Consider the following 14,202-nt stretch of genomic DNA (forward strand, 5'->3'; position numbering starts at 1 on the left):
ATTCTCCGATGGGCTCTGAAGACACCTACACTGTTGCAATCATAGGGGCCGGAGCCGCTGGCCTGATGGCAGCGGATCGTCTGTCCGTCTTGCGTCCCGATATCAGCATCACGCTTTTTGACGCCATGCCAAGCCCGGCGCGAAAGGTCCTGATGGCAGGCAAGAGCGGGCTCAACATCACCCACCAAAGCGGAATTGATGCACCAGAGGCTTTCTGCTCGCAGTATGGCCCGGCTTCCAAGTGGATTGCCCCCATGCTCTCCGAATTCGGACCAAAGCAGATTGTCGGTTGGATGGAAGACCTTGGACAGGAGAGCTTTGCGGGATCCTCGGGGCGTATTTTCCCCAAGACCATGAAAGCCTCACCCCTGTTGAGGGCCCTCATGCAGCGGCTGGCCAGCCGCAATGTTGCTCTTGAAACCCGGCATCGTTGGCACGGTTGGGAGGGAAACGGAGCCCTTCTGTTTTCAACGCCACAAGGCGAGCGATGTGTGAAAGCAGATGCGTGCCTTTTGGCGCTTGGAGGACCAAGCTGGCCGAAGCTGGGAACGGATGGAGCATTTCTTCAACCGCTGCGTGATATCGGCCTTGAGAGCCGACCCTATCGGCCAGCCAACTGTGGATTTGATGTGGCATGGCCCGCTGACTTTGTCGAGCAATGGGCAGGGACCCCGATCAAGTCGATCCGGCTGACGTTTGAAGACCAGACCGTTCGGGGTGATTTTGTCATCACGAAACACGGGATCGAAGGCGGACCTGTCTATGCCCTGTCGTTTTTGTTGCGCGATGAGATAGAAGAGAGCGGCAGTGCGGTACTAAAGGTCGATCTGCGCCCACACCTGCCACGAACCGACGTGGTGAGGCTCATCAGACAACCACGTGGCAAGCAGTCTCTTGCCAATCATCTGCGAAAGCTGCTCAGGATTCAGGGCCCACAAGCGGCCCTTCTGAAAGCCTGTACCGAGAAGGAAATCATGCAGGATGCAGATGCCCTTGCCGGTGCGATCAAGGCCTTGCCGATCCCGCTGTTGCGTCCTCGCCCCCTTGAGGAAGCGATTAGCACAGCGGGAGGCATTCTCGTCTCTCAGCTTGACGACAAACTCATGATGCGAAGCAAACCGGGCCTGTTTCTGGCTGGTGAAATGCTCGATTGGGAAGCCCCAACGGGCGGCTATCTGCTCACCGCTTGCCTGTCACAAGGCTATCGCGCCGCTTCGGGCCTTTCGGCCTATCTGTCATGAGACGGTTTTGTCCAATCAGAAAGACTGCATGATATTGCCTGCTGCCATGGTCAGCATGACAATCGCAGACAATGTGTAGACCAGATATTTGAGCCAACCGCGATAGCCACGCATTCTATCCTTGAGATAGACATGCTTGGTATTGGTTGCCTGTTCAGGTGTCATGAGAGCATTCCCGTGTAGACCATCCCGGCTGCGCCGGGATGGAAAAAAACGTAAAAATGATGGTATTTCAGCGCATTGATGCGATCGTCAGTGCATGTCTAGAGTGCCCAGACACATATCATTGCACCGATGATCGTCAGGCCTACGAGCAAGCTCATAGTCGGCTCGTAGGGCCGTCTGGTGAGTTTTCCCGATTCCTTTGTCATTGCTTCATACTCCGAAGTTGCCTTCAGGAGATGGTAAAGAAAGAATGACTATTCAAGAGGCATGCGCATCAAGACAGGGATTTAATAGCAAATTCTACGTATAACTCACGCAACCGCTTCGCGTGTTTGCCGGGAACTCCATCTCCAACGGGAGCGCCATCAATCGCGACAACGGGGGTGACAAATGTGCTTGCGGATGTAATGAAAGCCTCGGCCGCTTCGCTCGCTTCCTGAGGGGTGAACAGGCGTTCCTCGACTTTCAGGCCCGCCTCATCGGCAAGCGCCAGAACGGCCTTTCTGGTGATGCCATGCAGGATCTTGTTCGACAGTGGACGCGTGACCAACACGCCATCCTTGGTGATGATGTGAGCATTGTTCGAACTGCCTTCGGTGACATATCCGTCTTCCACCATCCATGCATCATCGACACCGGCGTCGATGGCGGCCTGTTTGGCCATGGAAGCAGGAAGAAGACCAACCGTCTTGATATCGCGACGCTGCCAGCGGATATCAGGCTGGGTGATCACGGAGATGCCTTTCTCGGCGGTTTCCTCGCTGTGGGCACCACGGGCCTGCGTGAACATGATCAGGGATGGCTTGGCATTTTTCGGGAAAAGAAAACTGCGGTCCCCTTCGCTGCCTCGGGTAATCTGAAGATACAGACTGCCTGCCTTAATGTCGTTGCGTTTCAGCAACTCATGCTGGATCTCTTCGATTTCCTTCATGGAGCACGGAGCGGTCATGCTCAACTCATTGAGAGACCGCTGGAGGCGCACCAGATGGGCTTCATTGTCGACGAGCTTGCCCTGAAGAACCGTGGAGACTTCATAAACTCCATCGGCAAACAGGAACCCTCTGTCGAAAATAGAAATCTTTGCGTCTTCCTCGGGCAGAAATTCGCCATTCACATAGACTATGCGGGACATTGTCTGACCATCCTCCATATTCTTCTTATTAAAGTCATTAGATTTTCTTTGCGCGGGGTCGTTCCCCGCCAGCCCTGTCACACGGTCTGAGCAGATAACCTGAAAGATATCCTGCCCAATGGGTGCGGACGGCTATTGGATCGGGAGTAAAGTCTAGGACTTGCCATTCTCCAACACAATCACCACTTGAGGGTGGTCACCAATAAGGGCGAGTTATACACGGCAAAGCCCGAAAAGAGAATTTTAATGGGAATCGGAGACGGCTTGTGCGACAAGCATCCTTGCAAGCGCTGGCAAAGGACGGGACGACCCGTGGTTCTCTGGCGTCCTCAGACAGCAACGCGGATCAACCGAGCTGACACTGAAATCCCATGACTGATAAAAATCATCGCACACGCCTTCACTTTTCATCCAAGCAGGTTGCACTCGGGTCTGTCCTGATTGCCGTTATTGTGCTTGGCTTGAAATATGCCGCCTATGCGATGACCAATTCTATCGGTCTTTATTCTGACGCTCTTGAAACATTGATCAATCTGGCGGCGGCCTTTGCCGTTGTGGTTGCCATTTGGCTTGGAGAAAAACCGGCAGATGACAATCACCCCTATGGCCATCACAAGGCAGAATATCTCTCGGCGGTCATCGAAGGCGTTCTCATTCTTCTGGCGGCTTTTGCCATTTTTGCGGAAGCCCGGCAATCCCTGTTTGAACCGCGCACCCTGTCGGTCCCGATTCTGGGCCTTGTGCTCAACGGTCTTGCCGGTATTGTCAATGCCGCCTGGGCTGCGGTGCTGGTTCATACCGGTCGGCGTTTGCGCTCGCCAGCCCTCATTGCTGATGGCCGGCACCTTTTCAGTGATGTGCTCTCCTCGGTAGGGGTTCTCGTCGGTGTGGGACTGGCCATGTGGTCGGGCCTCGACTGGATAGATCCCCTGCTGGCAATCCTTGTCGGAATGCATATTCTCTGGACCGGCTGGGATCTGTTGCGCCGCTCGGTGGGTGGCCTCATGGATGAAGCTGTCAGCGAAGTGGAACAGGAAAAGATTCGTTCTGTCATTATGGCCCATGCCGATGGTGCGATTGAAGCCCACGAAATGCGTACGCGCCGCTCTGGTCGGGTCATTTTTGTCGAGTTCCATCTGGTGGTGCCAAGCGCCATGTCGGTCTTTGACGCTCATTTTATTTGCGACCGGATTGAGCATGCCCTACGGCGCGACATGCCCTACGCAATCGTGACAATTCACATTGAGCCAGAAAACAAGGCCCACGAGCCCCATTCCGAAGGCAGCATGGTGTTCTAGCTACCACGTCCCCTTTTGCCCTGTTCAAACCGATCAGGTCTCCACGAGGCTTGAAAGTCGATATCAATGCGGCACGCACTGGCTTGCCCAGAAAAATCCGGAAATGTAACAAATGGAGCTGGAGCACAACCCGGCTACCCGGTCGCTATTGGCATGCTCCGGGCGGTCTGAATAACGCCGTTTCTCCATACTTAGCAAAGGGGAACGCGCAAATTTACCAACATACAAATCATTTAAGATTCAAGTAGGAATCCGGGCAAAAGTGCGTTAACAATGTCTTAATTTCTATTTGAGGTTGCTTATGATTGTTTCTCCAGCTATAGGCGACAAATTGTCGCACAAAGACATTTCATCTGATCAAGTTTCTACAACGACACTTCGAAAACCAAGCCCTGGCGCTCAGATCACGTTAGGAGTTGAACCCGGATCTCTTATTGATTTCAGTGAGATCGGCAACGACGAGATCCGTTTGGAAAAGGATGGACAGAGCCTTGTCATTTATTTCAATGACGGCTCGGAGCTCAGACTTGACGATTTTTTTGATGTCCAATCTGGTAAGATTCTGCCTGAACAATTCAAGTTCGACGCTGGAATTCTCTCGTCGGCAGAGTTTGAATCCGCATTTCAAATCAATGATGCGATTGTTCAGACTGCGGAAGGCGAAGACGCCGAACAGGTCGCTTCGCATGGATTCATTCATTTTGAAAGTTTCAATTTTCGGCTCTCTCAACTGCATGCAGACGCTTTCGAAACCAACGGCACAAGCTATTCAGAAGACGAGCCGGGCTCTACGGCAGAAGGAACGTCCTCAAGTCAGCTGCAAAGCGGGAATGACAAGACCGAACCGAGCAATCAGGCTGTGGTTGCAGAGGACAGCAGCGACAGCACGGCCGAAAATTCCGTTCTGAATGGGTCGGTGCACGCGAATGATGAGGACGGCGACGCGCTTGTCTTCCATCTGGAGAACGGACCAAAATCCGGTTTCGTCCTGCTTGACCAAGACGGCTCTTACAGCTTCGATCCGGGTTCGGACTTCGATGATCTGGCAGAGGGCGAGAGCCGCACTGTCTCCTTCGACTTTTCTGTTGAAGACGGCAATGGCTCCACGGATACCGGAACCGTCACGATTGAAGTCACAGGGACGAATGACGCTCCAGTCGTTGAAGCCATTGATGCTGGCGCTGCTACCGAAGATGATGCAGCGCAGGTAATCGACCTTCTCGCAGGCCAGAGTGATCCAGATAGCAGCGACAGCCTTTCCGTCACCGGTGTATCCCTTTCTGTGGTTGACGGAACCGGAGCCGCGACCGGCGAAGATGTTGTCTATTCACTTTCGGCGGATGGAACGATCAGCATCGATCCGGGCCAGTTTGACGCTCTGGCCGTTTGCGAAAGCCGGACCATCACCGTCGACTATACTGTCACGGATGGCCGTGAAGACGTCGCCAATACCGCGACGCTCGTCATCAACGGAGTGAATGACGCACCGGCGGCAAATGATGATGTGGTGGAAACCGAACCATCGAACGAATTTCTGGTCAATACGGAAACCCTCAACGGTCAGAGCAACCCGACGGTAACGCAATTGCTCAACGGCAATCTGGTCGTCGTCTGGGACAGTCTTGACGGAGTAGATGACACCAGCCACTCTGGTATCAAAGCGCAGCTCTTTGACAGTGATAGCAATGCAATTGGTGAAGAGTTCCTTGTCAATAACGAAACCTTTTCAACTCAGACCTTCCCCGATGTAACAGCGCTGAGCAATGGCGGCTTCATTGTTGCTTGGTATTCAGATGCACGCGTTGGCGATACTGATAATGGGGGCATCAAGGCACGCTTCTTTGGCCCTGACGGTGAGCCAACAGGTGGTGAGTTTCTGGTCAATACACAGACCCAATTCAGCCAGCAATATCCGACTGTTACCGAACTGGACAATGGCAATTTCGTAGTCACTTGGCTGTCTTGGGGCAGCAGCCAGGATTCCGACGCAACTTGCATCAAGGCGCAAATATTCACTGCCGAAGGTGATTTGGTCGGCAGTGAGTTTCTCGTCAACACGCTCACAACATCATATCAGCTCGAGGCGTCTGTCACAGCCTTGTCCGACGGCGCCTTTGTTGTCACCTGGGCATCTCGTGATGGGGTCAATGACACTGACGACTACGGCATAAGGGCGCAGATTTTCGGCTCTGATGGAACCAAAATGGGCGGCGAGTTCCTGATCAATACCGAGACAGCCTCAACGCAAAGGCAGCCATCCGTTACGACACTTGCCAATGGCAATTTCATCGTCGTATGGGCTTCGACCGATGGGATCGATGATACAGACAGCTACGGCGTCAAGGCCCAGATCTTTACAGCAGACGGCCAACGGATAGGCGAAGAGTTTCTTGTCAATGACGAGACACAATCGCATCAGAATTTCCCGACCATCACAGCGTTGACCAATGGTAGTTTTGTCGTTGCATGGGTGACGAATGACGGCGTTGACGATACGAGCAATGTTGGTATCAAAGCATGTGTCTTTGACGAACAAGGCAACAAGATTGTCGCTGATTTCCTCGTCAATATCGAAACATACTCGAACCAGAACTACCACGCGATAACAGCTCTGGATGATGGCGGCTTTGCGATCGTCTGGAGTTCCTTTGACGGGATTGAGGATACGAGCAGATCAGGCATCAAGGCCAGACTCTTCAATGCTGACGGCTCGCCAAGACATGCCTATAACGAAGACACATCCATCACAATCGATGCAGACACGCTTCTTGCCAATGACACGGATGTGGATGCAAGTGATGTCTTGTCGATCGTTGACGTCTCGGATTTGAGCGCCAACGGGGCGACGGTCACCCTTAACGGCGATGGCACCATCAGCTATGACCCAACCGCAGCCGCAGACATTCAGGCTCTTGGGTCAGGTGAAACGCTTGAGGATAGCTTTACCTACACAATTTCGGACGGCAATGGTGGCACCAGCACGGCAACGGTCACATTGACCGTTTACGGGATGAATGATGCTCCGGTTGTCGAGGCGGAGCTGACATCCTCCACGGCTGAAGGAGCGCAGGCCTATAGCATCGATCTTCTGCAAGGCGCAACTGACATTGATAATGGCGAGACCGCAAGCTTGCAGATCAGCAATCTACAGGGCTTGACGGACGGCGTGACCCTTTCAGGCACTTCGTTATCCGTGGATCCGCAAAATGCAGCATTTGACAGTCTGGCAGAAGGCGAAACCCAATCCATTACAATTACTTATGATGTCACTGACGCGCAAGGAGCGACAGTGGCGCAGACCCTGACCATCACGGTCACAGGCACCAATGATGCACCGGATAGTATTTCTTTGTCGACCAACCTAGTCTCAGAAAATGACAAAGGAGCAATTGTCGGCACGCTTACAACTTCAGATATCGATGGAAACGACACCCATACCTACACGGTCTCGGACAATCGATTTGAAGCGGTCGAGCAGAATGGTGCCTTTGTACTCAAGCTCAAGGACGGGATCAGCCTTGACCATGAAAACGAACCAACTCTGGGCCTGACGGTAACCTCCAAAGATAGCAGTGGAGCCACGGTTAGCGAGGACTTCTCCCTAACAGTCTCCGATGTCAACGAGGAGGTCGTCGCCGAGGACGGACAAGAGGTCACAGAAGAAAACAGCGTTTTGACAGCTAACGTTAGTGCGCATGATCCGGACGGGGATTCCATTACCTACAGTCTTGTCAGCGATACCGCCGAAGGCACCCTTACCTTCAATGCAGATGGTGGGTACAGTTTTGATCCCGGAACAGATTTCGACGATCTGGCATTAGCAGAAAGCAGAGAGGTGTCCTTCAACTATCAGGCAGATGATTCCAGAGGCTCGACTGATACAGGGATTGTTACGATCACTGTCACCGGCAGCAATGACAATCCGGTGGCGAATGATGACGTGTTGAATGGCATCACCGAGTTCCTGGTGAATGAAAACACGAATGGACAACAGCTTCAGCCATATGTCGCTTCTCTCGTTGATGGATCCTTTGCAATCGTTTGGACTTCAGATGATGCCAGCCAAGAGGGGCAGGAAGGCCTTGATATCAAATTAAGGCTCTATGACAGCCGAGGGATCGCGATTTCCGGCGAGATACTAGTGAATGACCATGTCTCGAATAGTCAGTATGGTCCTATCGCGTCCCAGCTATCCAACGGCAATATTGTTGTTACCTGGTGTTCAAATGACAATGAGTTGACCGATAGCGACGGGCTTTCTGTGAATGCAAGGCTTTTCGATTCCGATGGCAATCCGATCGGCGACGAGTTTCTGCTCAACGATGTCACAACAAATGACCAAATCTACCCAGACATTGTTGCCTTGCCGGACGGAGGGTTTTTTGTTGCCTGGCATTCTGACGATGGAGAGCAAGGGGATGAGGACGGATTTGCGATCAAAGCAAAAATCTACAATGCAGATTGCGAAGTCGTTGTTGACGAGTTTCTCGTCAATGAAACAACGACGGGCATCCAACGCTTCACAAAGCTGACGGTGCTATCAGATGGGAATATTCTCGTCAGTTGGCAAACAGAACCAAATGAGGTTGATGCCGCCACAGAGACCCGAACGATCAATGCTCGGATAATTGGTCCTGATGGTGTTCCGATTACATCGGAATTCCAAATCAATGATGTCGACATGGGTGAGCAGTTTTACCCAAGTCTCACGACTCTCCCCGGAGTCGGATTTGTTGCCGTCTGGCATGGCTATACCGGCTCTCGCGTCGATCAGTCAGATTCAGCTGTCTTTGCAAAAATATATGGCACGGACGGCTCCGTGCTTGTCGATCAATTCCTGGTGAATGAAACTGTTCTTAACGGACAGCGTGTCCCAAGTGTTGCAGCTCTATCCAATGGAAATTTCGTCGTAACCTGGTATTCTTGGGATGAAGAACAGGGGTCTGAGGGTGGATGCTCAATTTATGCCCGTATCTTTGATGCAAGCGGCAGAGAAGTAACCGGCGAATTTCTTGTCAATGAATTTGTTGAAGGCAAGCAATATGCTCAAATTGTCACTGCACTCGAAGATGGCGGATTTGTAGTCACTTGGCATTCTATAAATGGCGATCCGGAAGATACTGATAGTTATTCTGTGAAGGGCCCGCATTTTTGAAGCGGACGGAAGCTCTCGCGGCTATACCGAAAACTCCATTGCAACAATAAAATCATCCGATCTTCTTGCCAATGACAGCGACGCCGAAGGTGACGCTTTCAGCATCATCAGCGTTTCAACGACGAGTGCGATGGGGAGCGGACTGTCACCCTCAATGCGGATGGCACCATCAGCTATGATCCGACAAACGCCTCACAGATTCAGGCTTTGTCAGGAAGCCAATCTGCACAAGACAGCTTCACCTACACAGTCTCAGATGGCGACGGAGGGGAGAGCACGGCAACCGTCACCCTTTCTGTTCAAGGTGTCAATGATGCACCGGTGGTTACTGCCGGCTCGCTCAGTGCAACGGACAATGGCGGTGCGGTTGACCTGGATCTGTCGACACTTTCCAGCGACATTGACAATGACGATGACGGATCATCCCTTATCTACACTCTCTCCTCGGGCCCTGATGGCGGGACAGCGTCCATCACCGGAACCATCCTGACCTTCACCCCGGGTGAAGACTTCAAGGCTTTGGCTCAGGGCGAGACACGTGACATAACCATGGAGGTTACGGCAACCGACAGCCATGGGGCGTCTACGACCGGGACAATCACGGTTACTGTCACCGGCACCAATGATGCGCCAGTGGCCTCGGCCATTGATTTTGGTACGTTAAGTGAAGATGATGGCGTTCAGACTCTCGATTTGACCCTCGGCCAGTCAGATCCGGACAATGGTGACAGTCTAACTGTGTCCAATATCGTGATCACCGATACGTTGGGTAATCCGGTCAGTTTCACAGACAATGGCGATGGAACAATCTCTATCGACACAGATCAGTTCGGCGCGCTCTGGACGGGAGAAACCTCTGTCCTGACTGCCTCCTATCAGCTATCGGATGGCACAGTGAGCGTCTCTAACACCGCGACACTGACCATAGCCGGGGTCAATGACGCTCCTGTGCAGCAGCAAAGCCTTCAGGCGCAATCCGGTTTCATCGATGAAGATTATTCTTATCAGTTGCCCGCTGATACGTTTGTCGACAGCGATGGCGAACAGGCCATCAGCTATAGCGTTACATTGGCGGATGGAAGTGCCCTGCCCGATTGGCTGACATTTGATGCAGCAACGCGCAGCTTGTCCTTTGCAGCCAACGCGCCGAGCAACAGCGATGTCGGATTGCTGGACCTCCGCGTCACGGCGAGCGAACCAGACGGGACATCGTCCAGCACGACCGTAACGCTGAGCCTTCTGGATGGTGAACTCGTGACAGGGACCGAAGCCAATGACGTGATTGAAGGCACCATTCAGGGCGACCTGATTTACGGGCTTTCGGGCAATGACGAGATCAGGGGACTGCCTGGAGCTGATTATCTTGATGGCGGGGATGGCAATGATACGCTTTATGGCGAAGCGGGAGACGATGTGCTTGTCGGCGGGGACGGCAATGATGAACTTTATAGTGGCGAGGGCGACGATGAACTGATCGGCGGTGAAGGGAATGACACGCTTTCCGACGGTGGGTCCACCAGCCAGGGGAATGACACGCTTTATGGCGGAGACGGCGATGATCATCTGTCAGCCGGGAGCGGCAATGACACCTTGATTGGGGGAGATGGCGATGATTATCTTTTTTCTCATTCCCGCTCAGGGGCCTTTGGTCAGTTTCTGGACACCCTCGACGGTGGCGAGGGGAATGATACGTTTTATATTGATCAGAGCTATGATCGCATCCTCGCGACAGGTGGATCAGGGGACGATACATTTTCCACCGAGGTTAATTATGCCGGTGGTGAATATTATGGTGGTGCGGGCAATGACCGTTTTAAAATCACTTATGCCACTGGCACGCTGTTGATCGACGGCGGGGATGGTGATGACACTGTCGATCTGTCCACCGCCAATTCCTACAATGGCTCCAGCTTCACCATTCTGGGAGGATCCGGCGACGACACATTCACGAGCGTAAGTAAATACGTCTATGGCGGTCTTGATCTGGTGGCTGGCTCTGGAGCAGATAGCATCGAGATTTATGCCAAGACCGAAGGCGCAACTCTTACCCTTGGGGATGAGGGAGCTGCCGACACCGATGCCGATAGCATTACCCTCATGGGCTGGTCTGGCACAGAAGCAACTGGCATCACCATCACCGACTTTGACGCAAGCCGCGATACGCTCGACTTCGATGCCATTCTTAACAACAACCTGACCGGTTGGGATGGGTCGTCCAATCCGTTTGGTGCAGGTCTGATGCAACTGATCCAGTCCGGCTCCGATGTCTTGCTTCAGGTCGATGTCAATGGCGGCGGTGACAGTTACATCACCATGGTCACCTTCCAGAATACAGACCTTGATGACTTCTCTGAGGACACCTTCTTTCCTGCCTGGCCAATTGATGGCAGTGCGCCTACAGGAGTAACTTTTTCAGGCACAGATGAAGCTGATATATTGAAGGGCGATATTGGCGACGACACAATTTACGGTCTGGGTGGTTCGGACAATATATCAGGCTCAGCAGGATCCGATTATCTTGATGGCGGGGGATGGCAATGATACGCTTTATGGCGAAGCGGGGAGACGATGTGCTTGTCGGCGGGGACGGCAATGATGAACTTTATAGTGGCGAGGGCGACGATGAACTGATCGGCGGTGAAGGGAATGACACGCTTTCCGACGGTGGGTCCACCAGCCAGGGGAATGACACGCTTTATGGCGGAGACGGCGATGATCATCTGTCAGTCGGGAGCGGCAATGACACCTTGATTGGGGGAGATGGCGATGATTATCTTTTTTCTCATTCCCGCTCAGGGTCCTTTGGTCAGTTTCTGGACACCCTCGACGGTGGCGAGGGGAATGATACGTTTTATATTGATCAGAGCTATGATCGCATCCTCGCGACAGGTGGATCTGGGGACGATACATTTTCCACCGAGGTTAATTATGCCGGTGGTGAATATTATGGTGGTGCGGGCAATGACCGTTTTAAAATCACTTATGCCACTGGCACGCTGTTGATCGACGGCGGGGATGGTGATGACACTGTCGATCTGTCCACCGCCAATTCCTACAATGGCTCCAGCTTCACCATTCTGGGAGGATCCGGCGACGACACATTCACGAGCGTAAGTAAATACGTCTATGGCGGTCTTGATCTGGTGGCTGGCTCTGGAGCAGATAGCATCGAGATTTATGCCAAGACCGAAGGCGCAACTCTTACCCTTGGGGATGAGGGAGCTGCCGACACCGATGCCGATAGCATTACCCTCATGGGCTGGTCTGGCACAGAAGCAACTGGCATCACCATCACCGACTTTGACGCAAGCCGCGATACGCTCGACTTCGATGCCATTCTCAACAACAACCTGACCGGTTGGGATGGGGCGTCCAATCCGTTTGGTGCAGGTCTGATGCAACTGATCCAGTCCGGCTCCGATGTCCTGCTTCAGGTCGATGTCAATGGCGGTGGTGACAGTTACATCACCATGGTCACCTTCCAGAATACAGACCTTGATGACTTCTCTGAGGACGCCTTCTTTCCTGCCTGGCCAATTGATGGCAGTGCGCCTACAGGAGTAACTTTTTCAGGCACAGATGAAGCTGATATATTGAAGGGCGATATTGGCGACGACACAATTTACGGTCTGGGTGGTTCGGACAATATATCAGGCTCAGCAGGATCCGATTATCTTGATGGCGGGGATGGCAATGATACGCTTTATGGCGAAGCGGGAGACGATGTGCTTGTCGGCGGGGACGGCAATGATGAACTTTATAGTGGCGAGGGCGACGATGAACTGATCGGCGGTGAAGGGAATGACACGCTTTCCGACGGTGGGTCCACCAGCCAGGGGAATGACACGCTTTATGGCGGAGACGGCGATGATCATCTGTCAGTCGGGAGCGGCAATGACACCTTGATTGGGGGAGATGGCGATGATTATCTTTTTTCTCATTCCCGCTCAGGGTCCTTTGGTCAGTTTCTGGACACCCTCGACGGTGGCGAGGGGAATGATACGTTTTATATTGATCAGAGCTATGATCGCATCCTCGCGACAGGTGGATCTGGGGACGATACATTTTCCACCGAGGTTAATTATGCCGGTGGTGAATATTATGGTGGTGCGGGCAATGACCGTTTTAAAATCACTTATGCCACTGGCACGCTGTTGATCGACGGCGGGGATGGTGATGACACTGTCGATCTGTCCACCGCCAATTCCTACAATGGCTCCAGCTTCACCATTCTGGGAGGATCCGGCGACGACACATTCACGAGCGTAAGTAAATACGTCTATGGCGGTCTTGATCTGGTGGCTGGCTCTGGAGCAGATAGCATCGAGATTTATGCCAAGACCGAAGGCGCAACTCTTACCCTTGGGGATGAGGGAGCTGCCGACACCGATGCCGATAGCATTACCCTCATGGGCTGGTCTGGCACAGAAGCAACTGGCATCACCATCACCGACTTTGACGCAAGCCGTGACACGCTCGACTTCGATGCCATTCTCAACAACAACCTGACCGGTTGGGATGGGTCGTCCAATCCGTTTGGTGCAGGTCTGATGCAACTGATCCAGTCCGGCTCCGACGTCCTGCTTCAGGTTGATGTCAATGGCGGTGGTGACAATTACGTCACCATGGTCACCTTCCAGAATACAAGCCTTGATGACTTCTCTGAGGACGCCTTCTTTCCTGCCTATAATCACGATGGGTCCGGGATTATCGGGAACAGCTACACAGGAACGAGCGGTGCGGACATTCTCACGGGCAGCATAGGGGACGATGCTCTCTCTGGCCTCGAAGGTATCGACCAACTGAGTGGCGGGAATGGCAATGACACCCTTTCAGGCGGTGCTGGCGATGATCTGCTCTCGGGTGGTTTTGGACAAGATACGTTCATTTTGGAAACCGATGGCGGAGTAGACACGATCCTCGATTTCGATAGCGATGAGGACAGACTTGATCTGTCCGACCTGCTCGATGGCGCCTTTGATCCTGCTGATCCCGATAGCTTCATAAATATCGAGGTCAATGAGAATGGCGATGCCGTTCTATATGTCGATATTGACGGAGCTGGTTCGGCACATGGCTTTGAAGCAGTGGCGCACCTTACCGACGTCTCGGCAGGCGAGGTCCTTAACGCCATTTATAGTTCCGAGGGAGATCTGACCCAGATCACGGTTCTGGCCGCTGCGGGATAGTCTTTGAGTTTTGTTATGGTGG

Annotated in this window: 7 protein-coding genes and 2 pseudogenes; 7 read left to right on the plus strand and 2 right to left on the minus strand. The window is 52.9% G+C overall.

Going from position 1 to position 14,202, the window contains the following annotated elements:
• The first annotated feature begins 8 nt into the window (after nt 1–8).
• On the plus strand, nt 9–1,241 hold the full coding sequence (locus ACHZB8_RS01125; RefSeq protein ID WP_316858146.1) for a TIGR03862 family flavoprotein: 1,233 nt from the start codon (nt 9–11) through the stop codon (nt 1,239–1,241).
• Between the two features lie 15 nt (nt 1,242–1,256).
• Here ACHZB8_RS01125 and ACHZB8_RS01130 read toward each other — a convergent pair whose 3' ends face one another.
• Nucleotides 1,257–1,406: a hypothetical protein gene (locus ACHZB8_RS01130; RefSeq protein ID WP_316858148.1), complete on the minus strand. Its 150-nt coding sequence runs from the start codon at nt 1,404–1,406 to the stop codon at nt 1,257–1,259.
• Nucleotides 1,407–1,680: 274 nt separating this feature from the next.
• Complete coding sequence (locus ACHZB8_RS01135; protein WP_316858150.1) at nt 1,681–2,538, minus strand: D-amino-acid transaminase; 858 nt, start codon at nt 2,536–2,538, stop codon at nt 1,681–1,683.
• A gap of 371 nt (nt 2,539–2,909) precedes the next feature.
• On the opposite strand from ACHZB8_RS01135, the gene ACHZB8_RS01140 reads away from it, so the two are divergent.
• The 6 genes and pseudogenes from ACHZB8_RS01140 to ACHZB8_RS01165 all read left to right on the plus strand — a co-directional run bounded on the left by ACHZB8_RS01140 (nt 2,910) and on the right by ACHZB8_RS01165 (nt 14,180).
• Complete coding sequence (locus ACHZB8_RS01140) at nt 2,910–3,836, plus strand: cation diffusion facilitator family transporter (protein ID WP_316858152.1); 927 nt, start codon at nt 2,910–2,912, stop codon at nt 3,834–3,836.
• 301 nt (nt 3,837–4,137) lie between these two features.
• Entirely contained in the window at nt 4,138–8,991 is a 4,854-nt protein-coding gene (locus tag ACHZB8_RS01145) for an Ig-like domain-containing protein (protein WP_316858153.1), read from the plus strand.
• A pseudogene (locus ACHZB8_RS01150) lies at nt 8,984–9,118 on the plus strand (hypothetical protein); the annotation flags it as partial. The gene ACHZB8_RS01145 and the pseudogene ACHZB8_RS01150, both read left to right, overlap by 8 nt.
• Before the next feature lie 23 nt (nt 9,119–9,141).
• Nucleotides 9,142–10,215: pseudogene (locus tag ACHZB8_RS01155) on the plus strand (Ig-like domain-containing protein); the annotation flags it as partial.
• 30 nt (nt 10,216–10,245) lie between these two features.
• Nucleotides 10,246–11,532 carry a calcium-binding protein gene (locus ACHZB8_RS01160; protein WP_394706064.1) on the plus strand — a complete coding sequence of 429 codons (1,287 nt, stop codon included), beginning with the start codon at nt 10,246–10,248 and terminating at the stop codon, nt 11,530–11,532.
• Nucleotides 11,529–14,180, plus strand: coding sequence for a calcium-binding protein (locus ACHZB8_RS01165; RefSeq protein ID WP_316858155.1), 2,652 nt, complete (start codon nt 11,529–11,531; stop codon nt 14,178–14,180). The genes ACHZB8_RS01160 and ACHZB8_RS01165 overlap by 4 nt, the downstream gene beginning before the upstream one ends.
• Nucleotides 14,181–14,202 lie beyond the last annotated feature (22 nt).

Source organism: uncultured Cohaesibacter sp. (assembly GCF_963556055.3).
GTDB lineage: Bacteria > Pseudomonadota > Alphaproteobacteria > Rhizobiales > Cohaesibacteraceae > Cohaesibacter.